At 68.9% G+C, this 23,389-nt stretch carries 17 protein-coding genes, 1 tRNA gene and 3 pseudogenes; 10 read left to right on the top strand and 11 right to left on the bottom strand.

Going from position 1 to position 23,389, the window contains the following annotated elements:
* Positions 1–432 precede the first annotated feature (432 nt).
* The 3 genes from AB0M87_RS31750 to AB0M87_RS31740 form a co-directional block, all read right to left on the bottom strand.
* Positions 433–642: a DUF397 domain-containing protein gene (locus AB0M87_RS31750; protein WP_365859133.1), complete on the bottom strand. Its 210-nt coding sequence runs from the start codon at positions 640–642 to the stop codon at positions 433–435.
* Positions 643–822: 180 nt separating this feature from the next.
* A complete protein-coding gene (locus AB0M87_RS31745) occupies positions 823–1,680 on the bottom strand; it encodes a helix-turn-helix transcriptional regulator (RefSeq protein WP_365859131.1) in 858 nt (285 codons plus the stop codon).
* A 240-nt stretch (positions 1,681–1,920) separates the two neighbouring features.
* A complete protein-coding gene (locus AB0M87_RS31740) occupies positions 1,921–2,664 on the bottom strand; it encodes a GPP34 family phosphoprotein (protein WP_365859129.1) in 744 nt (247 codons plus the stop codon).
* Positions 2,665–2,857: 193 nt separating this feature from the next.
* Between AB0M87_RS31740 and AB0M87_RS31735 the strand changes: the two genes are divergently transcribed.
* The 3 genes from AB0M87_RS31735 (at position 2,858) to AB0M87_RS31725 (ending at position 8,300) form a co-directional block, all read left to right on the top strand.
* Positions 2,858–5,428 carry a serine hydrolase gene (locus AB0M87_RS31735; protein ID WP_365859127.1) on the top strand — a complete coding sequence of 857 codons (2,571 nt, stop codon included), beginning with the start codon at positions 2,858–2,860 and terminating at the stop codon, positions 5,426–5,428.
* 315 nt (positions 5,429–5,743) lie between these two features.
* A complete protein-coding gene (locus AB0M87_RS31730) occupies positions 5,744–7,426 on the top strand; it encodes an MFS transporter (RefSeq protein WP_365859167.1) in 1,683 nt (560 codons plus the stop codon).
* Positions 7,427–7,628: 202 nt separating this feature from the next.
* Complete coding sequence (locus tag AB0M87_RS31725) at positions 7,629–8,300, top strand: hypothetical protein (RefSeq protein WP_365859125.1); 672 nt, start codon at positions 7,629–7,631, stop codon at positions 8,298–8,300.
* A 70-nt stretch (positions 8,301–8,370) separates the two neighbouring features.
* Here AB0M87_RS31725 and AB0M87_RS31720 read toward each other — a convergent pair whose 3' ends face one another.
* Both AB0M87_RS31720 and AB0M87_RS31715 read right to left on the bottom strand, forming a co-directional pair.
* Positions 8,371–8,781: a GtrA family protein gene (locus AB0M87_RS31720; protein ID WP_365859123.1), complete on the bottom strand. Its 411-nt coding sequence runs from the start codon at positions 8,779–8,781 to the stop codon at positions 8,371–8,373.
* Entirely contained in the window at positions 8,778–9,782 is a 1,005-nt protein-coding gene (locus AB0M87_RS31715; protein WP_365859121.1) for a glycosyltransferase family 2 protein, read from the bottom strand. The genes AB0M87_RS31720 and AB0M87_RS31715 overlap by 4 nt, the downstream gene beginning before the upstream one ends.
* A 124-nt stretch (positions 9,783–9,906) precedes the next feature.
* Between AB0M87_RS31715 and AB0M87_RS31710 the strand changes: the two genes are divergently transcribed.
* Together AB0M87_RS31710 and AB0M87_RS31705 are read left to right on the top strand one after the other, a co-directional pair.
* On the top strand, positions 9,907–12,477 hold the full coding sequence (locus tag AB0M87_RS31710) for a YfhO family protein (protein ID WP_365859119.1): 2,571 nt from the start codon (positions 9,907–9,909) through the stop codon (positions 12,475–12,477).
* 10 nt (positions 12,478–12,487) lie between these two features.
* Positions 12,488–13,408: a class I SAM-dependent methyltransferase gene (locus tag AB0M87_RS31705; protein WP_365859117.1), complete on the top strand. Its 921-nt coding sequence runs from the start codon at positions 12,488–12,490 to the stop codon at positions 13,406–13,408.
* 48 nt (positions 13,409–13,456) lie between these two features.
* On the opposite strand, the pseudogene AB0M87_RS31700 reads toward AB0M87_RS31705, so the two are convergent.
* Positions 13,457–13,609, bottom strand: a pseudogene (locus AB0M87_RS31700) (VapC toxin family PIN domain ribonuclease); the annotation flags it as partial.
* Between the two features lie 148 nt (positions 13,610–13,757).
* On the opposite strand from AB0M87_RS31700, the gene AB0M87_RS31695 reads away from it, so the two are divergent.
* From AB0M87_RS31695 to AB0M87_RS31680, 4 genes and pseudogenes are all read left to right on the top strand, one after another.
* A complete protein-coding gene (locus tag AB0M87_RS31695) occupies positions 13,758–14,894 on the top strand; it encodes a PP2C family protein-serine/threonine phosphatase (protein WP_365859115.1) in 1,137 nt (378 codons plus the stop codon).
* A gap of 56 nt (positions 14,895–14,950) precedes the next feature.
* Positions 14,951–15,505, top strand: a pseudogene (locus AB0M87_RS31690) (methyltransferase domain-containing protein); the annotation flags it as partial.
* A 376-nt stretch (positions 15,506–15,881) separates the two neighbouring features.
* Entirely contained in the window at positions 15,882–16,790 is a 909-nt protein-coding gene (locus AB0M87_RS31685; RefSeq protein ID WP_365859173.1) for a hypothetical protein, read from the top strand.
* Positions 16,787–17,545, top strand: coding sequence for a hypothetical protein (locus tag AB0M87_RS31680; RefSeq protein ID WP_365859171.1), 759 nt, complete (start codon positions 16,787–16,789; stop codon positions 17,543–17,545). Before AB0M87_RS31685 ends, AB0M87_RS31680 begins: the two co-directional genes overlap by 4 nt.
* Before the next feature lie 348 nt (positions 17,546–17,893).
* On the opposite strand, the gene AB0M87_RS31675 is transcribed toward AB0M87_RS31680, so the two are convergent.
* The 5 genes and pseudogenes from AB0M87_RS31675 to AB0M87_RS31655 all read right to left on the bottom strand — a co-directional run bounded on the left by AB0M87_RS31675 (position 17,894) and on the right by AB0M87_RS31655 (position 22,036).
* A complete protein-coding gene (locus AB0M87_RS31675) occupies positions 17,894–18,349 on the bottom strand; it encodes a DoxX family protein (RefSeq protein WP_365859113.1) in 456 nt (151 codons plus the stop codon).
* Between the two features lie 314 nt (positions 18,350–18,663).
* Positions 18,664–18,733: transfer RNA gene (locus tag AB0M87_RS31670), tRNA-Glu, on the bottom strand.
* Positions 18,734–18,867: 134 nt separating this feature from the next.
* A complete protein-coding gene (locus AB0M87_RS31665) occupies positions 18,868–19,434 on the bottom strand; it encodes a Uma2 family endonuclease (protein WP_365859111.1) in 567 nt (188 codons plus the stop codon).
* Between the two features lie 1,126 nt (positions 19,435–20,560).
* Positions 20,561–20,869, bottom strand: a pseudogene (locus tag AB0M87_RS31660) (ATP-binding protein).
* A gap of 369 nt (positions 20,870–21,238) precedes the next feature.
* On the bottom strand, positions 21,239–22,036 hold the full coding sequence (locus tag AB0M87_RS31655) for a phage antirepressor KilAC domain-containing protein (protein ID WP_365859165.1): 798 nt from the start codon (positions 22,034–22,036) through the stop codon (positions 21,239–21,241).
* A 520-nt stretch (positions 22,037–22,556) separates the two neighbouring features.
* Here AB0M87_RS31655 and AB0M87_RS31650 point away from each other — a divergent pair.
* Positions 22,557–22,913 (top strand): hypothetical protein, encoded by a 357-nt coding sequence (locus tag AB0M87_RS31650; RefSeq protein ID WP_365859109.1) that lies wholly within the window; start codon positions 22,557–22,559, stop codon positions 22,911–22,913.
* Positions 22,914–23,389 lie beyond the last annotated feature (476 nt).

The raw sequence follows: 23,389 nt of genomic DNA, 5'->3' as shown, positions 1-23,389 counted from the left end.
ACCCTGAGGGCTGTTCGCCGGGATGAACGGGGAGCACTTCGCCAGTACGTCGAGCGGGCGGCGCCCCCGTGCGGGAGAAGGGGACAGCACGGATTGAACCCTCCGTCCGGAGGGTCGGTCAAGAGTTCCGTGGTCACAAGCATGAACGCAGATCAGCAACTAGAACGATTTTGCCTGCTCTTGACCCGTGGGGCAGTTGTTCTCGCAGTGACGGGGGCCACACCATGGGCGAACACTTCGTCATGCGTGGTCAGTGCGTGCTCATACAGAACGGCCGCACGGGATGCGGGTCCCGTGCGGCCGAGATCAGGAGGGGTTCCGGACTGCTTCGCTCCTGTAACCGCGTCGACGTACGGGCCGAGCCCCCTCGGCCGGGACGGCGATCCAGTCGAGAGGGCTCTGTCTGTCGCGCGGCGGGAAGGGCCTGAGGCATCAGGCGAGTTCGGAGGCGCCCCGGCTCACATCTGTGACGAACGCAGTCCATGATCCGGGGGCGAAATCGAGACGCGGCCCCGCGGTGACCTTGGAATCCCTTACCGAAATGGTCTGCACAGCGGGGGATTTGACCTCGACGCATGCGCCGTTTCCCGCGGAATAGGATGACTTGATCCACTTCTCGTCTGCACCCTGCTGAATTGCCATGTTCGCTCCGGTCTAGCCAGTGTCCAGTGGTGCCACCGTTCTTGATGGCGCGATTGACGCTACTCGTCAACGTGCCTTCGTGAGACGGGCGTTCACTCGACCGGATGGCATATACCTCTGGAGTCTTCCACCGGGGTGTCGTGCGGTGTATCGTCCGCCGACGTCTTGCGCATTGCCGTTTCAGCGGGCGAATTCCTTGGCTACGTCCGAAATGAACTGACGTGTCTGATCCGCGTTGAGAGCCTGGGCCCGCAGGTGCTCGTACATCACGCTGTACCGCTGCACGTCCGGCGCCTTTTCCAGGTAGAGGTCGCTGGTGACGCCCTCGATGTAGACGACACTCGAATCCCCCGCATCGGGGAACTCCAGAATCGCGTACTGCCCGGTGACTCCCGGATGAGCGCCCACCTCGAACGGCAGCACCTGCAAGGTGACATGAGGCAGCTGCGACCATTCGATCAGGGACTCCAACTGCTCGATCATCGACTGCCGGTCTCCGACGACCCGGCGCAGTGTCGCCTCGTCGAGCACGGCCCACAGCCGCAGCGGGGAGTCAGCTGCCTGCAGCCGGTCCTGGCGGCGCAGCCGGACCTGGACGCGCTTCTCGATGTCGGTCGTCGACGTCTCCGGCATGGCGCCGGTGATGAGCGCCTCCGCGTAGCGACGCGTCTGCAGCAGGCCCGGAAGGACCTGCGACTCGTACACCCGGATCGAGGCGGCGTCGGTCTCCAGGCCGATGTAGACGCTGTACGGGATGTCGCCGAAAGCGTGCCACCAGCCTTGCTGGCGGGAGTCCTTGGCCATCTGCATCAGCGAATCGACGATGCGGTGGTCCTCGACCTCATATACCCCGCAGAGATCGCGGACATCGCGCTGACTGATGGAACGGCGGCCGTTCTCCAGACGGCTGATCTTCGACTGGGAGACCAGTAGGCGCTCCGCGACCTGCTCGGCCGTCATGTTCTTCTGCTCGCGCAGTTTGCGGAGCTCCTGACCCAGTCGGCGTCGCCTGACAGTGGGATTGACGTTGGACGCCACGGGAACTGCACCTCCGGCTTTGTGGCCTGCTTACTGCCTTGGTGCTCAGAAGGTTGCCACCAATGCAACGCACTGCGCTGGGAAATGGCCAGAGAGTGAGCGCGCGGGGCCGGCTGTGTGCCGGCCCCGCGCGTCATGCGGCTCCCGAACCGGGTCTGTGGGGACGTCGGTGCGGCGGACTGGTGCTCCGTCTCCGGGCCGGGGCCCGGTCGTCAGTGCGGCCAGTCGTCAGTAGTCGATTCAGTGCGCTGCCACGTGAGCCATCGACCCGTGGGCCATCGACCCGTGGGCCATGGACCCGTGGTGCGACTGCATCGGTGCACTGCTGACTGGTGCGGGTGCTGCCCGTCGCGGCTGTGCGGCCGCGCCGTTCTGAACGTCCATCACGGCGTGTGCCACGAGGCCGCCCATGGGATCGTGCCTGATCAGATCCCGGAGGCGGGAGCGCGATGAACGCCCCTCGTTGCCGGGGTAGAGGTGCTTGCCGAGCCCCACTGCGTGAGCGAGCGCGGCGAGCGCCGCGGTCCGCGGGTCCGGCGGTACGCCGGTGCGGATCGCACTGTCCAGCCGGGACCTGATGTCCCTGCTGATTGCCGTCTCCGTCGCCTGGTAGCGAGTCGTCGGCAGCACTCCGCACATCTGGCCCGCCACGGCATGCACCATGCCGCACCGCTCCAGATGAGCGAGGTAAATCTGGCGCAGCCCCAGTCGGGGGCCGCCAATCCAGTGGACCGCCCGAACCGGGCTGCCGCGTCTGCGCAGCAGTTCCAGTGCGGAGTCCAGTGTCGGATCTCCGGTCGGCCGTGCCATCACCACGGCGATACGATCCCCATCAGGGGCTATCCGTCCTGCCAGAGCCAGCTCTACTAGCTGGGCCCCGGCTAGGCCGAGGTCGAGCGACTGCGGCTGCGCTGTGGTACCCGTGGTCGGGTCCAGAGCGAGCAGTAGAAGCTCTTCCGGAATCGTTCTACGGCTCTTGCCCATCCATGCCTCCCCGCGTGGATGAATGACAGGGTGACCCCTCTCACATTGGTCTGTCGAGAGCGCCTGGGTGTTTCGTGCGGTAATCGATACCTATGTCGTTCTCGTCCGGTGCGGCGGTTAAGCGCCCACACAGGACACTGGTAGATGGTTCGGACAGGCGGGAATTCCCGCGCGGCGTATCCAGGAGGCATCGGTGGCGGGCGAGTCCCCCGAGAAGTCGGAGCAGCGGAAGTCGTCGGGGGCGGCGACTTCGGGCACAAGCGATCCGCGGCTTGCGGTCTTCCGGGCGGTGCCTGATCCGGACGATCGGGCGGTGACCGGATCGCAGTCGGGCGACGCGCGACTGCGGGAGGCGGTGGCGGCGTGGGTCGCCGGTGCGGATTCGCCGTCCGGCGCGGACTCGGTGTCCGGTGCGGATACGGATACGGATGTGCCGTCGTCCGGCGCGGGTGCGGACGTGGGTGCGGACACGCCGGAGGTCGAGCGCACCCGGGTGCTGCCTCAGGCGACCTCGCCCGAGGTCGACGACGCCCCTGCGGCGGCGGACCTGCCGTCCGACGGGGACGGTTCGGATGACGACGCGCCGGCGGGTGCGGACGAACCGGCCGCGGACGACGTGGACGACGTGGACGACGCGGACGACGCGGACGATGTGGACGACGCGGGCGATGTGGACGGCGCGGAGGGCGACGACGAGCCTGCCGCTTCCCGGCCCGCAGCCGAGGAGGACGGCGGCGATGAGCCCGCCGAGGACGTACCGGACGACGCCGAGGGCGGCGCTGAAGCCGCCACAGAGGGCGCGGAGACCGCGGGTGGAGCTCCGGGCGCCGCCACCGGCACGGCGGCCCGCACAGAGGCCGATGCCGACGCCGTGGATACCCCGGCTGCTGTCGATGCCGATGCCGATGCCGATGCCGACGCGGACTCCGATGCCGATGCGCGTTGCGATGCTGACGTTGCCTCGACGGTGGACCCGAAGCCCGACGAAGACGCCGAGGCCGCGGCGAACGCGACCGAGGGCGACGCTCCTGACTCCGGCGCCGACGCGGGTAGCGGTGCGTCCGCCGACGCGGTCGCCTCGGCGGCAGGCCCGCAATCGGACACCGCCCCGGACACCGGCAGCGGTAGCGCCGACCAGGACGGCGACAGGGACGGCGACCAGGACGGCGACAAGGACGCCGACGAGGCCGCTGCCGAGACCGACGACGACGCCCCGGACAGCGAAACCGCGGTCGCGGCCGACCCGCCGCCCGTCGATCAGCCCACCGGCGTGTTCCGGATGCCCAAGCGGCCCGCCGTGGACCAGCCCACCACCGCCCTGAAGCGCAGCACCTTCGTCCCGCTGCGCCCCGACGACGTACCCGGCGAGCGGAAGAAGCCCGCCGTTCCGAACTGGGCGGCGAAGCCGTCTTCGGCTGCCACGTCCGCCGAGGCGGCCGCGCAACCGGACGTCGTCGAGCGGACCCGGCAGCAGCCGCTGCCGCCCAAGCCGCCGCTCGATCTGCTGGCCGAGCTGACCAACACCCCGCCTCCGCCGCAGACTCCGGTGCGCACCGTGCTGCGGCGGTTCAAGATCTGGACGCCGCTGGTCCTGCTGTTGGTGATCATCTTTGCGATCGTGCAGGCCGTGCGGCCGCTGCCGGCTCCTCAGCTCGGGCTCACCGCTGACTCCACGTACACCTTCAAGGGCGGGCTGAACCTGCCCTGGCCGGACGAGGGCCAGTCGGCCGTGGAGGTCGACGGGGTCGGCAGCCTCGGTACGCACGGGAAGGTGCAGCCGGCGCCGACCGCGAGCATGGCCAAGGTGATGACGGCGTACGTGGTGCTCCACGATCACCCGCTCACCGGCAAGCAGACCGGACCGAAGATCACTGTGGACAAGCAGGCGGGACAGGAGGCCAACTCTCCCGACGAGTCGACCGCTCCGATCAAGGAGGGGCAGCAGTACACCGAGAAGCAGATGCTCGAACTGCTGATGATCCCCTCGGGCAACAACGCCGCGCGGCTGCTGTCCCGCTGGGACGGTCCGACCAAGGACTTCGTCAAGAAGATGAACGACGCCGCCGCCGATCTCGGGATGGCCGACACCACGTACACCGACCCCAGCGGCCTCACCGCGACCACCGTCAGCACCGCCCCTGACCAGCTGAAACTGGCCAAGTCGGTCATGCGGAACGATGTGTTCCGGGAGATCGTCAACACCCCGCAGATCAAGATCCCGGGGATCCCGAACATGATCTACAACAACAACCGGCTGTTGCTGAAGCCCGGCGTGAGCGGCGTGAAGACCGGTTCGTCCACTCCGGCCGGCGGTAACCTGCTCTGGGCCGCGGACACGATCGTCGACGGCAAGTCACGGCGGATCGTCGGTGTGGTGATGGGCCAGAAGACCGGCACCACGCTGGACTCGAAGCTGCAGCGGGCGATCGACAACAGTTACAAGCTGATCCAGTCCGCGCAGCAGGACGTCACATCGGCCACGGTCGTGAAGAAGGGTGAGGTCGTGGGGTACGTGGACGACGGGCTGGGCGGGAAGACACCGGTCGTCGCCACGAAGGAGCTCAAGGCGGTCGGCTGGCCCGGTCTGCAGGCCGACCTGCACATCGGGGACACCGGCAAGACCGTTCCGCATGCGGCGAAGGCGGGCACCGTGGTCGGCCGGCTGACGGTCGGCTCGGGCCCCGGCATGGTGTCCGCGCCCGTCGCGCTGCAGAAGGACCTGGCCGCCCCCGGCTTCGGAGCCAAGCTGACGCGGCTCGGCTGAGACCGGGCCGACATCACCAGGCTGCCGCCGCCGGATCTCCTGACCGCGGCGGCAGCCTATTTCGTACGTGTTAGCGTCGCTGGGGGCAACTCCGGGCGCAGGGACGGCGTCCTCCTTCGCAGGAGATTCGCGGGACATTCGCGGGAGAAGCGAGCCTTGGTGACCACTGCAGAGCCGACGTGTGAAGAAGACAGGCGCAGCCCCGCCGGGGCCGGGACAGCCCTGCCCGCGCGGGGCCGGACGGCCGCACGGTGGCCGGGCGCCGACCGGGGCTGGACGTGGGCGAAGGGCCACCCCGTCGTCACCGCGACCGCGGTGGCCGCCGTGGCGCACATCGTCTGGTTCTTCTTCTTCGCGAACAGTGGCGGCGACCTCGCCGCGCAGGACGCCTGGTCCGAGTTCGTCGGCCGTCACCCGGCCTCCGCGTACAACCTCGCCTGGTACGGCGGGATGCACCCCGTTTCGTACAGCGTGGTCTCGCCCTATCTGATGTCGCTGCTCGGCGTCCGCACCACGATGATGATCGCCGGTACGGTCTCGGCGGTGCTGACCGCGCTGATCCTGGTCCGGGTCCGCGCCGTCCGCAATCCGCTGGTCTGCGCGCTCGCCGCCGACTTCGCCTTCCTGTGCAACGCGATGTCCGGCCGGGTGACCTTCGGGCTCGGCACCATGTTCGCCCTCGCCTCGGTCGCCGCGGTGTTCTGCTGGCCCCACCGCTGGCGAACGAAACGCTGGGCGAAGGCCGCAGTGGCCGCCCCCCTCGCCGGGATCGCCACCGCGAGCAGTCCGGTCGCCGGGCTGTTCCTCGGCGTGGTCGCGGCTGCGCTCTTCCTCAACAAGCGCCGTCCGGGGGCATATGCCGTCGGCCTCGCACCGGTCGCCGTCGTGGCGCTCTCCGCCTGGCTGTTCCCCTTCTCGGGCACCCAGCCGATGTCGGTGGGAACGGCCTCGCTGCCGTTCCTCTACGGCGTCCTCATACTGTGCCTGGTCCCCAAGGACTGGCGCACGGTCCGTACCGGCGCGGCCGTCTACGCCCTGGGCGTGCTGCTGACCTGGCTGATCTCCTCCGAGATCGGCTCGAACATATCGCGCCTCCCGATGCTCTTCGCCGGGGTGGTGATGCTGGCCGCCCTCCCTTACACGGTGCCGCGCTCGCGCAAGTGGTATGCGGTGGGGATCGCCTTCCTCGGCCTCAACGCCTGGATCGGCTTCAAGAGCGTCGACGACATCGTGCGCACCGCGCCCGCCGCTTCCTGGACGCGCGAACTCGCCCCGCTGGTGAACCAGCTGGAGAAGGTGGGCGCGGACAAGGGCCGGGTGGAGGTCGTCCCCGCCAGCAGCCACCGCGAGGCATCGGCGCTCGCACCGTACGTCAACCTCGCACGCGGCTGGAACCGCCAGGCCGACATGGAGCGCAACCCGCTCTTCTACGACGACACCCTGGACGCCGACAACTACCGGACCTGGCTCAACCGCTGGGCCGTGCGGTACGTGGTTCTGCCGAAGGGCGCGCCCGACTCCTCCGGAGGCACTCAGGAGGAGAAACTGGTCCAGGACGGCCAGCCGTATCTGAAGCGGGTCTGGGGCGACGCCAACTGGCAGCTGCTCGCCGTGGACGCACCGACCCCGATGGCCGAACCGCCGGCGACGGTACAGCGCGCCGCGGAGGGCGAGCTGACCATCAAGGTGAAGGCGGCGGGCCGGGTGCTGATCCGCGTTCCGTACTCCCCGTGGCTCGGCCTGGTGGACGACCACGGCAAGAGCCTCCCGCGCCCCAAGGAGACGGACGCGTCCAAACAGCGGACCGACGGGGAACCGAAGGCTTTCGCCAACGTCCACGGCTGCCTGATGAAGACCGACAAGGACGCCGACGGTGACGAGTGGACGGAACTCCTCGCCCCGAAGGCCGGCGTCTACCACGTGGCGTCGCCCTACCAGCTGCCCCGCGGAACCCCGTGCCCCACCGAACTCCAGCACACGGTGACACCGGGCGGCTGAGCTCCCCGGCAGCCCACCGGCCGTACGCGTGCCGCATCGGGTCCGCGTCGCGGAGACCCACTCCCCCCAGGAGGGTGTCCGTAGGACCACCCCGGATCCGGGTCCCAGACCCAGCGACGACAACCGCCGCTCTCGGCAGGATTCATCACGTCGGCACGAGGGCCGACGAGGAATCCACCGCACGGACCCTTGGGGGACACCCATGAACGAAACCTTCGCCAGGCGCCTGACCGGCCTCGCCGGCCTCGCCACCGCGGCCGCTCTCATCATCGAGGTGCCGCTGTATTTCCTCTACTCGGGCCCGCCGCCGGACGCGAACGTCCTGGCCCGGCTGCTGATCGGCATCGTCGCCCTCGCGTTCATGGTCATGTTCGTGACCGCCTTCCGCGAACTGGTCAAGCGTGTGGATCCCGCCTACGAATGGGTCGGCTCGATGGCCTTCGCCGCGGGACTGGTCTACGCAACGGTCACCCTGGTCTCCAGCGGACTGGAGGCCGGCGCGGTGATCGCCACCGACCACCCGATCGACCCGACCATCACCGTCAGCGGCACCTACATCCTCTACGGCTCGATCTCCCGCCTGATGCTGGCTTTCTTCCTGACCGCGGTGGGCTACGCCATCTCGCACACCAACCTGCTGCCGCGCTGGACCAGCCGGTCGGCCTACGTCCTGGCAGCGGTCAACCTGGCGTTCGTACCGTCCCTGTTCTTCGGCAACAGCCCCGCGCACTTCTACGCGGCGAACGGCTGGGCGACCACCGCCCTGATGGGCGCGATCCTCAGCTACTGGCTGCTCGCCCTGGGCATTTCCATCTACCGCAGCTCCCAGCGCGTCACCCGGTCCGCGGCCGGATCGCCGCAGCTGCAGCACTGAACTCCGCACTGCGAGAAACGACCGCGGTGCCCGCCCCCAGCAGGGGCCGGGCATCGCGGCGTGTGCATCCTCACCAGGCGTCCGTGAGCGTCCGGGGTTCCGGTCGCAGCATGATCGTGCGGGACACCACGAAAGTGATGGGGATGGCGGCCGCCGCCGCGATCAAGGGTGCGTAGGTGTCGTTCATGCCGAGCCGATCGACCAGCAGATAGACACCGCCGGTGGTGATGGCGAAGTTCGCCACGTTGGTCAGCGGAAAGAGCAGGAACTTCCGCAGGGTCGGCGGGGTCCGGTACGTGAAGCGGCTGTTCAGGAAGAACGAGCCGACCATGCTCAGGAGGAAGGCGAGGACGTGCGCGACGACGTACGGCAGCCCCGCCGCGTGCAACAGCGCCAGGTAACACGCGTAGTACGTACCGGTGTTGACCGCTCCGACCAGGGCGAACCTGATCAGCTGGCCCGTTATCCGGCGGCCCGTCATCCGCGGATCAGCTCCCCGCGGTCCCGCTCCGTGGTCGTGCGGGCCGTGGGCGGCTCCGCCTGGCGCCGCACGTCCTGGTCGGTGGCCGCCACCAGGTAGTGCGGGCGGCGCTTCACCTCGTAGTAGATGCGGCCCACGTACTCGCCCACCACCCCGATCATGACCATCTGCACGCCGGACAGCGCCGTGATCGCGACGAGCAGGGTCGCGTAGCCGGGCGTGTCGACGCCGTTGACGAGGGTCGCGACCACGATCCACGCCGCATACAGCATCGCGAGCGAGAGAAGCAGGAAACCGAGGTAGAGGGCGGCGCGCAGCGGTTTGTTGTTGAAGGAAATGAGTCCGTCGAGGCCGTAGTTGAGGAGCTTGCCGAAGCTCCACTTCGAACGGCCCTGCTCACGCACCGCGTTCTCGTACGCGAACGTCGTCGTGCGGAAGCCGACCCAGGCGAACAGGCCTTTGGAAAAGCGGTTGTTCTCGGACAGTCGCAGTACCGCGTCCACGGTGCGGCGCGAGAGGAGCCGGAAGTCGCCGACTCCGTCGACCAGTTCGACGTCCACGAGGTGGTTGATCAGCCAGTAGTAGGCGCGTGCCATGAGGGTTCTGGTGACCCGGTCGCCCTTACGGGTGCGCTGGGCGATGACCTGGTCGTAGCCCTGGGTGTGCAGTTCGAGCATGCGGCGGACGAGCTCCGGCGGGTGCTGGAGGTCGGCGTCCATGATGACCACCGCATCGCCGGTCGCGTGCTGGAGGCCCGCGAGCATCGCGGCTTCCTTGCCGAAGTTCCGGCTGAAGGAGATGTACCGTCCGCGCGGGTCCGCCCGTGCGCACGCCTCGAGCAGTTCGAGGGTGGCGTCCGTGCTTCCGTCGTCCACATAGACGATTTCGAATTCGTGGCCCATGTCCTGGGTCATCGTGACGAGTTCCCTGGTCACATGGTGGTGGAAGCGTTCGATGATTTCCGCTTCATTGAAACACGGGACAACTATCGAGATCAGCACGGATAAACAACACCCGACCGGCATGACCGGAGGGGTGGACAAACATGAACTTCCCGCAGCTGACTCATGAACGAATCCGGCCCATTGCCCTGTTCTCGCGCGGGGGATGGAATATTCGATTTCCATGCCCACCCTGGAATCCGTACGCGGCGGTGTACGCGGCCTCGTGCGCGGCGTTGTACGCGGCCTCGTGCATGGTCGTAGCCCCGCCCTCGCCGCCCTGATCACCGCGGTTGCCGTATGTGCCGGTGACGCCGTCGCACGTCAGTACCCCTTCGGTCCGCACAGCCGCGCCATCAACGACCTCGGGGCGCAGTTCGTACCGTTCCACGCCCACCTGTGGGACCTGCTGCACGGCACGGCACACGGCGGGCTGCTGCTCAACTGGCAGTCCGGGTTCGGCGCGGCCTCGCTGCCCGACCTCGGGACTTACCTGACCAGTCCGTTCGCCCTGCTGGTGGGCTTGTTCCCGCGTGATCGGATCGATCTCGCGGTGTATGTCGTCACCGTGCTCAAGATGGCCGCGGCCGCCGCAGCCATGACGGCCGTCCTGCCGAGACTGACCCGTACGAACGAGCATCCCGGGCCCATTCCGGGGAACTCCGCCCGTAACGCCCCCTGCACCGCCCCGTGGTGGGCCGCCACGCTCCTGGGCGCCACCTACGCGCTCTGCGGGTGGTCGCTCATCGAGGCCTCGTACAACCCGATGTGGCTGGACGGCCTGATCGCCTTCCCGCTGCTGTGCCTGGTGGGCGAATGGGCACGTACCGCGCGCCGTCCCGTCCTCGGCCCGCTGATCGTCGCGCTCGTCTGGGTCGCCAACTTCTACACCGCCTACATGGCGACCCTCGGCGCCGCCCTGGTGCTGGTCCTGCGGCTGCTGCTGGACCGCGACACCTCCTCGCGGGAGCGGGCGCGCACCGTCGGCAGGGCGGCCTGGCGGGTCGCGCTGGGCGTCGCGCTCGCCGCGCCCGTGCTGCTGCCCGTGTACCTGGGCACCAGGCACGCCTCCCCCGGCGCCACGACCGTCTTCTCGCCGTCGCCGTGGACCGCTGTGCTGGCCAGGACGATGCCCGGCACGTACAGCTTCCTCTCCCCGGCCGTCTTCGTCGGGGCCGGCGCCCTGCTGCTCGCCGGCGGGCTCGCCTTCGACCGGAAGGTCCCCGCCCGGGAACGCCTCGGCTGGGTCGCCCTGGTGGTCGCCGTGGCGGTGTCCCTGCAGTGGGGCCCCACCAGCCTCGCCTGGCACGCCTTCGCGATACCCAACGGCAGCCCGTACCGGGAGACGTTCGTGCCGGCCGGAGTGGTGGTGATGGCCGCGTGGACCGCGCTGTCCCGGGGCAGGCCCGGTGTGCGGCCGGTGCTGTACGGCGCCGGACTGCTGGCGGTGCTCTGGCTCGGCGCCGCGTCGAACGCGCTGTCCAGCAAGCCGTCCCTGGCGCTCTTCGTCCTCGCGGTGGCCGGTGCGGGCGCCGGTCTGCTGCTGGGGCGGCGCCGCGGCCGTGGCTCGACGGCCGCGGCCGCCGTCCTGCTGCTCGGCAGCCTGCTCGGGCAGGCCACCACGGCCATGGCGTACGGCGACCACGCCAAGCTCGTGAAGTTCGCGGCGTACCCGACCTGGGGCCCCGACCACACGGCCCGTGCGGCCGCCGTGAAGAAGGCCGACGGCTGGCCCGCCTACCGCACCGACCCCGGCCGCGCCCAGGTCAGTTCGAACGACCCGCTGCTCCTCGGCGGCGAGGGCGCCGGTTACTACAGCAGCATGACGGCGGACACCTACACGACGATGATGCGCGCACTCGGCGCGGGCTGGACCTCGGGCGGACGCGTCATCCAGAGCCTCGACAACCCCGTCACCGACGCGGTCTTCTCGGTGGGCGCCCGGCTGCGGACCGAACCGGGCAGCGCCCCGGTCACCGTCCGCGAGGACGTGCCGCCGCTGGTCACCGTACGGCCACCGACGCTGCCCGCCGGGTTCGCCACCGGCGAGGGCACCGACCCGTCGACCGGCAGGCCGCGCTACGGCTCCTCACCGTTCCGCAACCAGGAGGCGCTGCTCGGCGCGGCCGTCTACACCGTGCCGGCCTCCCGGGTGTGCCCGGTGGGCCGCGAGGCGTACCTGTCGGCGCCCGACTTCTGGGGCACGGCGCGCCTCGGCTCCGGCCCGGCGGTCGAACTCCGCGGTGCGCTGCCGAAGTTCCGGGCCGCCGTCACCCCGCTCGGCGCCGTGCGCGAGGCGGGCGCACGGATCACCTTCCACGACAAGGCGGGCCGCCCGGAGGCGCCGGCGGACTGGAGCGTCGGCTGCCTCGACCGCGGCAGGCTCGCCGCCGCCGTCGACCGCCTGAAGAAGTCGGCCGCCGTATCCCTGCGGGTCACCGGCAACGGGGTGCACGCCGTACTGCCCCACGCCACCACCGGTTACGCCGTGCTGTCCGCACCCCGTATCGCAGGCTGGACGTGCGACGGGCGGCCCGCCACGTCGTACCTGGGCCTGGTCGCCGCGCCACTGCACGGCGGCGACACGGTGGACTGCTCGTTCCGGCCGCCGGGCCTGAAGGCAGGCGGAGCAACCGGTTCCGCTGCCGTTCTCGTGCTTATCGCCATCGCGGTGTTCTCCCGTCGACTCGGCGTCACGAAGCATTCATCCGACCACCATGTGCACGTGGTCCGCCGGGAGGAACAGCTGACGTAAGTTCCGCGGCATGTTCGCTCTATCGAAAAATCCGCTGGCCCGGCGGGTCCTGCGACCCGCCGCCGAACTCGTCGACCGGCGCGTGACGCGCCACACGAACCGGCTGCGCCCCGAGATCGAAGAACTCAGGCGGGAGGTGGCGACGCTGCGCGCCGAGCACGGCTCGCTCGGACTGCTCGTCGACGGAACCGCCCGCAGCGGCCCCCGCACCCCGACCACCGCTCAACTCGACGCCCTGGTCGGCCAGGTGGCCGCGGTGACCGGCGCGCCGAGGGCCGTCGCGCGCCGCAATGTCGTGCTCGCCTACCGGAACGTGATCGCGCTGGAAATGCTCGGCGTCGGCCGCCTCGCGGGCTCGACGCAGAACGTATGCGGCAAGCTCGCCACCGTCCCGCTGCTCGCACCCGCCGACCACCCGGACGTACTGGAGATCGGCACGCTCTACGGGTTGTTCGCGGCGTCGCTGCTCCGGATGCTGCACCGGGCCGGCATCGAGCCCCGGCTGACGATCGTGGACCCGCTGGCCGGCAGCCAGCTCCAGCCCGGCACCCGGGAGGCGGCCGACCCGACGGGCACCCCGGTGCGTTTGGACGTCCTCCGCGCCAACCTGGCCTTCGGCGGAACGCCCGGCGCCGAGGCCCGTGTCGTGCGGGGCTTCTCCGGCGACGACGACGTACGCACGCAGGTCTCCGACCGTGAGTACGGCGTGATCGTGGTGGACGGCGACCACTCCGCCGAGGGCGTGCGCGCCGACCTGGAATGGGCCGAGAAGATCGCCGCCCCCGGCGGGACCATCGTCATCGACGACTACGGCGATGCCCGCTGGCACGAGGTCAAGCAGGCCGCCGACCAGCACCTGTCCCGGCCCGGCTCCCGCTTCGAGCTACTGGGCACCGCGTCGACCTCGGCGTTCCTGCGGGTGGCGGACTGAGGGAGGGGCTGAGGGAGGGACTGAGGGAGGGGGACTGAGGGGGGGTTGTTCACCGGCTTCAGGGCCGTACCCCGGTGGCGCCTGGCCGGTTACCACGGCCCTGCACCCGAAGTCCCGGTCGCACTGCAACAAGGTCGGTGCCTGAAGCTTCGCGGTGGCGGCCACGACGGGGGCGACGGCGCCCGCGCTGCGGCGTTGCCCCGTTCCGTCGCGGGACTCGCCGGTGGCTGTTTCAAGCTGCTGGGCGCTGCCTCGATCAGGGCCGTACGACCGAGCGCTCCGGCGGGGATATGAGTAGCTTTGTTCCATGGGGCCAAGCGAAGGGCCGGGTCAGCCGCGGGGGCCACAGATGATGCGCTCCCCAACGGCCCGGTTCGTTGCTGCGCTGCTGCTCGTAGGTGTTCTGCTGGCGTTCGACGAGCTGGGTGGCTCGCGCGTGCGGATCGCCGGCCTGTTGGTGGCGGTGCCCGCGCTGTCCGCCGTGTTCCTGGCCGCCGTACCCGTATTCCTGGTGGCCGTCGCCGCCATCGCGGCCGCCGTGGCAGCGGGCAGTAACAACGCCCAGCTGGGCACCGATAACTTCACCATTGTGCTGATCACCATGGTGCTGATCAGCGGAGTTTCCGTACTGGCGGCCGCCGCGCGCACACGGCGCGAGCGTGAGCTCGCCCAGGCCCGGTGGGTGGCCGCGGTGACCCAGCTGGCGCTCATGCCGCCGCTGCCGGAGCGCCTGGGCTCGCTGACGCTCGCGTCGATGTACTTGGCCGCCGACGACGAATCGGCCATCGGCGGGGACCTTTATGCGGTGGCCCGCCTCGACGGCGGTGACACCAGACTGATCGTGGGGGACGTGCAGGGCAAAGGGCTGGGGGCCACGGAGCTGGCCGGGTTCCTGATCGGTGCCTTCCGGCGCGCCGCCAGGCATCGCGTCCCCTTGCGGCAGCTGCCCGCGAACCTCGACTGCGCCATCCGCGAGGACATGGCAGACCTTGCCATGTCTATGCCGAAACCGTCCGGCACGCCGACGCCTCCGCCCGGCCCGGTCGGCCCGGAGAGCTTCATCACCGCCGTGGTGGTCGATGTGCAGGACAGCGGTCGGACCCTGCGTTTCGTCAGCTGCGGGCACCCCCCGCCACTCCTGCTGCGCGAGGACGGGGTACGCACGCTGACTTCGGACGTTCCCGCTCTGCCCCTCGGCCTGGGCGATCTCGGCCAGGACCCGCAGGAGCCGGGTACCTGCCCGGTGGGGAGGGGCGACATCCTGCTCCTCTACACCGACGGAGTGATCGAGACCCGCGACGCGAAGGGCGCCTTCTACCCGCTCGCGGAACGACTCGCCGCTCTGCGTGGCCGCTCTCCGGCCCAGCTGCTGCGGGCCATCCGGGAGGACCTGGAGCGCTACGCCGCCACCAAGCTCAGCGACGACGTGGCGATGGTCGCGGTCCAGTGGCCAGGAGACGCGGACCTGGAGCGGCGGATCGACTAGGCCGCGGGTGCCGGCACCGAAGCCGGCCGCTCCCGGCCCGGCTACTCTCAGCACTGATGACGCATACCGAAGAGCGCGCGGAGGAACTGCGTGCGGCGCTGGCTGACGCTGTGGAGGCCAGTGGCCAACTGTCCGACCCGCCGTGGCGAAAGGTGTTCGAGGCCGTGCCGCGCGAACCGTTCGTGCCCGCGTTCTGGACCCTGGCAGATGAGGGGCAGCGGCGCGTGACATCCGAAGATTCGGACTGGCTCGACCTGGTGTACACGGACGACGCGCTGGCTACGCAGCTGACGGACGGGGTGGCCACGTCATCCTCGACCGCACCGGGCCTGATGCTCGTCATGCTCCAGGCACTCGACGCGGCCGACGGTCACCGGGTCCTGGAGATCGCGACCGGCACCGGTTACAACGCGGCGCTCCTTTCGGAGCGCCTGGGCAGTCACCAGGTGGTCACGGTGGAGGTCGACCCGTCGCTGGCAAGCCTGGCGAGGACGAGGCTGCGCCGATGCGGATACACCCCATTCGTCGTTGCCGGGGACGGCCGCGACGGGTACCCGGCCCGCGCTCCGTACGACCGGCTGATGGCCACCTGCGGATTCAGCACGATCCCAGCTGCCTGGCTGGAACAGGTACGGCCCGGGGGCCTGATCGTGTGCCCACTGGGCTTGGGGACGGTGCGCCTGGTCGTCAGCGAGCGGGGTCGCGCGGAAGGCCGGTTCCTGCCCACCGGTTCGTACTTCATGACCGTACGAGAGGCAGGCACCACCGGAACACCCCGGCAGGCCGACATCGGGCTGTTGCCACCCGCCACGCGAAACTGGCCGTTAGCTAGCCGCGTGGACGTGGGGTGGTCTGTGCGGGATCGAGGAACAGCACCGGACCGGCGTGCCTCCGAAGCGGTGCACATCTGCTGTCCCGTGCCCTGCACCGCCCCGGCCATGGAGTTGAGCTGGTGCGTGCAAGGGCAGGCCGTGCTGTACTGGCGAGGTGGAGCGAAAGCACTCACTGGCATCGGTCACGCACCTGAGGCGGCCCGCCCGGGCGGCTCCGGACAGTGTGCGCGCCCAGCGGACCGAGGAGGTGCGCACCCGGGTCCGGCTCATGATCGAGATCACGGCGCGGGCGGGAGCCTACCGAAAAGGGCTGGTCGCGGCCGCGCGCCGCCTCAGTCCGGAGGAAGCGGCGATCCTTTCGGATCTGGAGCGCCACGGACTACAGGTGCCCCAGTTGCACGACGTGCTGTGCGGCGGCCATGTGCTGGTGGACGAACCGCAGTTGTACGAGGACTGGCGGTTCGCCAAGGTGAGTCACGAGCGTCTGTCCAGCCACCACCGGGACATCGACAAGACGCTCTATCCCGACATCGGGATGCGCGGGGACGTGGTGCGGGAGAAGCTGCACGGGCGCACCGCCCAGGGCACCTGGGTGCAGTTGGAGAAGACACCGGCCGCCTTCGGCGGGCGGAGGTTGCCCCGTGTGAGCGACCTTCGCCACCTTGTGGACTACGTGGTGTACCGGATCACGCGCAGCAATGTCGGGCCCTGGGGGCTGTCCCGGATGACCGAGCGGCGCCCGCTGTACCTGGCGCCGGTCGTGGCCATGCCGACGTCCCTGACGCCTCCGGTCGCGCGGTTGCTGACTCAGGCCCTCCGCCGGATCGAGGAAGCCGACGACGTCACTGCCGTTTCCGAGGACCTGGCAGCTCGGTTCCCGCCCCCGGACCGGGAGGACCTGGCCGGCGAGCTGGGGCAGTCGCTGGGCGGCAGGGCGGGCCGTGGGCTGTTCGGCAACTCCGAGGTGTGGGTGACCGAGACCCTCTCCCGCAGTGCCGCCGCGGTTCTGCGGGAGAGTCGCGTGCCGCCTGTCGTGGGACTGTCGCAGCCGGGAGGGACATGAGCGACGATCAGCGCGATGTCCCCCCTACGCCGCCGTCGGACGCGGATGCGGCGTCCGTCCCCTCGGGGCTGGTGGCGGCCGTGGTGAACCTGGTGAACACGGGACCGGTGCTGCTCGGTGCGTACACCATCGCGGAGCTCACCGCGGTGGACGCGATCGTGGACTTCCTGGAGGCCAGGCCGTCGGACGAAGTGATCGCCGAGGCCGTCCGGTCGCTGGCGGCACGCCAACTGCTGCTGGCAGGTGACACGGGCGAGCAGGTGCAGGTACAGGGAGACCTGGGCATCGCCCTGGCGTTCCAGCAAAGGGCCCGCAAGGTGCTCGATGCCCGCACGACCGGGTCGGGCCCGGGTGAGCCGTGGCGGATCCTGTTGCTCCCCCAGCCCGAGCGCATCTGCCTCATGGTCCGCATCGACGCGCTCGGCGTGCACCAGATGGGCCTGTACAAGCTCGACGTGGCCCTGAACATGCTCACCGAGTGGCTGCCACGAGGCTCCTCGGCGGACCCCGATGAGGCAGTGGACACGGATGCCGTGCTCGCTGCCGCCGAGCGTTCAGCATTGATCACCGTCACCGACTACACGGCGCTGGGATCGGCCGAGACGGCAGGCAACAGCAGGGACCTGGTGCTGGCCCGCAGCGGCGGGCGACTGCACGTCCTTGCCCGGGACCCCGCAGACCGCGAAAAGCTGGTGCCGGATCCGGAGACGGGCAAGGACAACGTCCGCGAACGGCTCGTCGATCTGCTGACGTAGACAACTGCCGTCATGGACAGCGCTCAGGCACGCGGGTGTCCCGGGAGCCCGAGCCCGGAGCGGACGTTCAGCCGGAGAGGCCGATGAACCCACGGATGATGTCGATCCGTCGGGCGATATTCGGGCGGTTCCGGCCCGCCCGCTCACCCGCCCGCTCACCCGCTGACGTAGACGGCGCCGAACGAGGAGTCCGAGGCCGGTTGAAGTGCCTCCTGGGGTACACCGGTCCGTTGCCGTACTCCGTTGCTGTACGGACTCGGAGGTTTCGTGTCAGCTGCTTACGGCCTCACCCGACCAATCGCGGGTGAGGCCGTTGCTCCAGTGCGTTGCGGGTGTTGGCGGCGGAGACTACGCGGTGGGCACTCGTGCCGCGCCGTCTGCCGGAGTGGTCGTGCCTCTCTTCAGGAGCGCGCCGACTGCGTAGGCACCGGGACCGAGGCAGGCGATCAGCAGGAAAGTCCAGCAGAACAGGACGGCTGGCTCGCCCCCGTTGTCGACAGGAAGCAGCGCATTCGGCTGGTGGACGTTGAAGTAGGCGTAGGCCATGGACCCGGAGCAGATGATGGCCGCCGTCCGCGTGTACAGGCCTAGCGCTACCAGGGTTCCACCCGCCAGTTCAATGACTGCGGCCCACCAACTGGGCCACTGGAGGATGGGCACCGTGCCGCCACCGTGGGCGCCACCCAGGACCCCGAACAGGGATGCCGCGCCGTGACAGGCGAAGAGGAAGCCGGTCACCAGGCGAAACGCAGCCTGCACGAGAGGGCGCACGGTGCGTAACGTCAGTGCTGGTGAGAAGTTCATGGGGGTTACTCCTCTGCTTTAGAAACCTGGCGAGGAACCTCAGGTTTCATGGACATGACACTAGTGGTCTAACGCAGGTTGCAAGGCCGCACCAGCTGCCGAAAGCTCTGTATTTCCTCTGAGATTGGAGGCGTTGGGCCACCGTAGGGCCCGGCGTCGGCACGGGTGGCTCTTGTGAACCGCACCGGCGGATGCCCGTGAACCCCCTACCTGCCCCGGCTCCCATCCGGGCCGCCTTCGCCCACACACCCGTTGATGTCAGCCGTAGATGTCAAAGACCCCCAGCCATGATCGGCTGAGGGTCTTTTCGCTTGTGGCCCCGGCAGGATTCGAACCTGCGACACCCGCTTGAGGAGTGGGATCGAATCCTTGCCGGGGGATGCCTGGCGCTGCTGCGCGGTGCTGTTCCCCTTGGTCAGAACCCCGCGGCGAGCCCTCTGCTCCGGCTCAGGCCGCCATGTATCGGGCCGTCCGCTCACGCATCGCTCACGCGCTGTTGGCTGCCGAGCAGCGCCTGGTCAGACCTGGCCGAGGTCGATCTCCACCGGGAAGGGGGCCGCTACCTTGAGGACGCCGGTGAACACGTCTCCTTCTCGGTAGGTCTTCGTCGCGGGGTCGAGAACGTAGGTGTACACGAGAGGAACGCCTGTCGCGGCCTGCTCGATCCGCCAGTAGAAGCCGATGCCTGCCTTGGCGTACTGGTCGACCTTCACGACCCGGTCGGTGGTCTCCGAGCCTGGCGACACCACTTCTGCGACGAGCAGCACGTGCTCAGGGCGGGTGGGGGTGACGTCGATCGTGTCTGCGCGGTACACGACGACGTCCGGGCGGCGATTGGTGAGCGGGATGTCCTGAAGCCGGACATCGAAGTCCGTGTCGGCGTTCCACTCCGGGCCCGCGGCGGCATCCAGGGCGTTCGCCAGAATGCGGGCCAGCCGGTTGTGCCGCTTGGACGCACTCGGACTCACGACGACCATCCCGTCCACGATCTCGATCCCGGCGCACTGCTCCTCGGACCAGGACGCGTACTCCTCCGCCGTGATTTGCTCATGCATCCACGCAGGGGCCACCATCTCGGCCGTCATGAAGCACCTCCCGGACATGTGCTGCGGGCCCGATCCCGCTGGATTCAGCGTACTGTCTGCCATTCTTCCGCCACGTTGATCTCGCTCACGCCCCTCACCGCCAGTCGGCTCCGACCTGCGAGCCCACGACAAGTGGGGAACCGGCACGGTGGACTCGTCACCAGGGCTCGGAACGGGCTGGCCGCCGCCCGGCTCGTATCGCGAGCGCGCGCAGCTCCGAGGACACCCGGCCCGGTGAGGGGGGAGACACCGTGACGGACGGCGCTGCTCCGCCGGGAGGAATATCGGGGCCTGGCGGTCCGCCCGCCGACACACCGCTCATGAATCCGGCCCCCGACGAGGACTCCGAGGCCGGATGAGGCGTCAGCCGTCTGCCCTCGCGGCGCGCATTCAGAGGCCTGGCGGCGGCTCCGCCTGATGCACGGAAGCAGCGAGGGGCGAGCCCCGCAGGGCCCCCTTGATCACTTGCCCTTGGGCTTGTGCCTGTACTTGTCGACGTCTTCCCGCTCTGCCCTGCCCTGTCCCGGCGTCGGCGCCATGGGCTTTCGCTGTACCGCCGTCATCTCGCTGCCGCTATCAACACTCCTCTCTGGAGCCGGGGAGCAGAGCGATGTGGCTGGGCCGGATCTGGATTCGCTGTACGCGGCGCCTATGGCGCCCCCTCCATCCCGGAGTCTGAGCGCCCCCGCCGAGGCATGTTCTCAGCGGCTCGGACCCTGTCGGCCGGCCCCAGCGGGGTTCCTCCACCCCGTGCCGGCCGTTTTCTCCCGGCTGGTGTTGCGCTCGGTGCGCCGCCGCCCTGCCGGGGGCAGCCGGGGCGGAGACAGAGACAGCCCCCGGCCGGGGGCTGCGGCGCGCGCCGCGCTGGCGCGACGCCTTGAACCAGTAGAGAAAGTTGTAACTCAGTCGGTCTGCTGGGGCTTGAAGTCGCGTGCGCAAGCTGGGAGTTCGGTGCCCCTGGCGGTGAGCGAGCGGAAGGAAGAGCGCGTGTCGGATGGTCCAGGTGATGCGCGTGCTTGCGTGGGTGACTGAGTACGCGTCGAAGGATGCCCGGAGTGCCGGCCACGTTCTCTCGGGCAGGCTTCGGTCCAGCACTCGCATCAGTAGCCGCGCTCCGGTTGATCCATCAGCATGGGTGGCCACCCGGACGAGCCCTGGTGAAGAGTTCCGCGGTGACCGGGTGGCCGCTGTCGCTGTCGTGGACCACGACCCGGTGGGCGAGCGCACTGACCATGCCCAGGCCTCGGCCGTGCTCCGCCTCCTGGTCCTGGTGCTCGATATTCGGCGCCGTGCCGGTGCCTCAGTCATCCGTGACCGACAAGGCGACCACCTGCGGGGAGACCGCGAGCGCGAGATGGAAGCTGCCCGCCGCCCGGCCGCTGGCGGTGTGCAGGATCGCGTTCGCGCTCAGGCAGGACACGCAGCGCGAGGCCATCAGTCACATGGATCGGCTGCTCAAGAGGCGCCTCGGTCGTCAGTGACCGCACCCGTTGATGTCAAAAAACTGGATGTCAAAGGCCCCGGACCATGATCGGTCCGGGGCCTTTTGGCTTGTGCCCCCGGCAGGATTCGAACCTGCGACACCCGCTTTAGGAGTTCGAGCGGTGGCCCGAGATAGAGCGACCACCTCATGACGACGCTGCTGGGCCGGTGCTCCGATGGCCGCTGACATCCACCGCTGTTGATGTCAGCAGTGGATGTCAGACCGCTTGCGACCCGTAGCTCTATCCGAAACGGTCCGTGACGATCGCAACGGCCGTTATGAGGCCCCTAATGGGCGCTACCGGGCGCACTCATGGGCCGGTCAGGCCATCCCAAGCCGGTCGACGAGCCAGTCCAGGCCCTTCGAGGTGAAGAAGGTCTGCTCCACCCACTGACCGTTGGGCGTCTCCACGAACTTCACCTCGGCGCGACCGGCCTTGGTATGGCACTCGTAGGGCAGGCGGGGGTTCTGGATCTGCAGAAAGCGAATGTCCTCGCGGCGCAGCAACTCCATGAATTTCGTTCGCCCGAGCCCACCCGTGACCTTGTTCAGAGCCTTCGCGGCAGCCGCCATGTCGATAAGGCCTTCGGAGTCGCAGAAGGCGCTCCACCTGCCAGCCTTCGGCGCGGCGATCGCGAGTTCCCTCTTAGTCGAGACGAGCTCGCGTGCGGCCTCGACGTACCCCTCGGCGAGAGCCAGGATGCCCTCTGGACTGGAGACATCGGTAGGCTGCCGCATCACCTCCGCCTCACGAGTCTTCACCGCGAAGTACGTCTGGGCCGCTGCGATCTCCGGCTTCCGCGGGTCGCAGTTCATGGCGATCAGGTAGCAGGCATAGCGGGTGAGGCGGAAGTCGGATACGTTCTGCCTTCCCCACCGGCCACCGTTGATCACCTTCGAGGCTCCTCGAAAGTGATCAAGCGGGTTAAGTCCGCTGTTCTCGGCTGCTGCGATCGCCCGGTTGATGGCTACCTCGTAGCGTTCCCACTTGTCGTAGCCCATGGGGATGTGGAGGTCGCGAGCCGACCAGCACTCCTGGCCGTTGTGGTCCAAAAGCATGAGTCGATCAAAAAGGCTGCCCCCAGGGTTACCTTCTGTGGGGGGCGCGGTAGTGTCCACGATGGACAAGGTTGAACTCCCTTGACTCCTGGCTCTCGGCGGCTCCACCCGCCCGCGAGCTGTCTAGGCCGCCTTCGAAGCGAAGGCGGCCTTATGACAATCACATTACGGTACAGGCCTGACTCAGTGTCATTCTCTCCGCAGACACTGCGTGCCGCTCCCTTTTCCAGCGCCTTCGATTCCACGGAAAACCCCTGGTGGCACTCCGTCACCGCGTGCCGCGACGGACCGATTTATTCAGATACAACCCACTGCGATGTGACTGATGTCTCCCGATTTCGGTTGAACCAACACGCTGGGCCTTCGCATGTAGGGGCTGCATGACGGGAGCGCTGGTTACGCCTCGCGGCATCCGGCTGGATTCATCCGGCCTCAGATGGTGGTGAACCGCGAGACTGCCCGACGGACCGTTGTGGTTCGGTGCAGAACAGCGCTGTTCGCGCTTTTTAGGGTCAGTGGATGATGCCATCCTCGCTCCGTTGTGTACTACTCAGGCAAGCCTGATCGCTAAAGTCCGCGTATGAAGCTGACGTTGACCTTGTTGACTGTTGTAGGTGGGCTACTCCCGCTGGCTGCCCTCGTCTGGGGCGGGCTGGCTCTCCGCCGCGACTACGAAGCCTTAGTAGAAGACCTGGACGCAATTGATCGTGTGATCCAGGCCCCGGAGGGCACTTACGAGACTTCTGGGGATCAAAGCGCGGCCATGTATGCGATCCGTGAGCCTGCCTTCAATGTCGGTCGCCTGACGTACACCTATGAGTGGGCTCAGCGGCTCATCTGGCAGCAAGCGATGAACGATCTCCGTGGTCCGGCCTGGCTTGCCGTTGCAGGCTTGATAGTGGCTACCACGGCTGGGGCCTGGTCCATTTGGGTCTAACCGCGGGCTTCACGTACTTCCTCAGCCCACCGCTCACCCCGGCTTCCATCCCGTCCGCCTTCGACCCACACACCGTGGAGCGGGCGTGGTTCAGGGCGTCAAGGTGGAGCGCGCCACTGTACGAACGACCTTGACGCCCTGGGCCGCGACTGCTCGGCTCTGCCTGGGTCGAAGGTGGTCGGGATGGGAGCCCCACAACGCTCACCACGAATCCGCCGGCACTCGCCAACGGCGCCCCATCCATCCCGGAGTCTGAGCGCCCCCGCCGGAGGCATCTCTTTCGGCTGCGCGGACTCTGTCGGCCTGGCCTCAGCGGGGATTCCCCACCCTCGTGCCGGCCGTTTCCTCTCGGGCTGGTGTCGCGCTCGGTGCGCCGCCGCCCGGCCGGGGGCAGCCGGGGCGGAGACAGAGGCAGCCCCCGGCCGGGGGCTGCGGCGCGGGCGCCGCGGGGGCGGGGGGCGTGGACCCGGGGGAAA

Origin of the sequence: Streptomyces sp. NPDC051320 (genome assembly GCF_040682175.1) — a bacterium.
Taxonomy (GTDB): domain Bacteria; phylum Actinomycetota; class Actinomycetes; order Streptomycetales; family Streptomycetaceae; genus Streptomyces.
The sequence above is the reverse complement of the archived record's forward strand: the minus strand, read 5'-3'. Positions and strand labels throughout refer to the sequence as shown.

Coding starts and splice junctions, on each gene's coding strand:
- AB0M87_RS31705 (WP_365859117.1), top strand. CDS start 12,488: ATGTTCGCTCTATCGAAAAATCCGCTGGCCCGGCGGGTCCTGCGACCC.
- AB0M87_RS31665 (WP_365859111.1), bottom strand. CDS start 19,434: ATGACGGCCGAGATGGTGGCCCCTGCGTGGATGCATGAGCAAATCACG.
- AB0M87_RS31750 (WP_365859133.1), bottom strand. CDS start 642: ATGGCAATTCAGCAGGGTGCAGACGAGAAGTGGATCAAGTCATCCTAT.
- AB0M87_RS31680 (WP_365859171.1), top strand. CDS start 16,787: ATGAGCGACGATCAGCGCGATGTCCCCCCTACGCCGCCGTCGGACGCG.
- AB0M87_RS31675 (WP_365859113.1), bottom strand. CDS start 18,349: ATGAACTTCTCACCAGCACTGACGTTACGCACCGTGCGCCCTCTCGTG.
- AB0M87_RS31725 (WP_365859125.1), top strand. CDS start 7,629: ATGAACGAAACCTTCGCCAGGCGCCTGACCGGCCTCGCCGGCCTCGCC.
- AB0M87_RS31695 (WP_365859115.1), top strand. CDS start 13,758: ATGATGCGCTCCCCAACGGCCCGGTTCGTTGCTGCGCTGCTGCTCGTA.
- AB0M87_RS31710 (WP_365859119.1), top strand. CDS start 9,907: ATGCCCACCCTGGAATCCGTACGCGGCGGTGTACGCGGCCTCGTGCGC.
- AB0M87_RS31720 (WP_365859123.1), bottom strand. CDS start 8,781: ATGACGGGCCGCCGGATAACGGGCCAGCTGATCAGGTTCGCCCTGGTC.
- AB0M87_RS31650 (WP_365859109.1), top strand. CDS start 22,557: ATGAAGCTGACGTTGACCTTGTTGACTGTTGTAGGTGGGCTACTCCCG.
- AB0M87_RS31740 (WP_365859129.1), bottom strand. CDS start 2,664: ATGGGCAAGAGCCGTAGAACGATTCCGGAAGAGCTTCTACTGCTCGCT.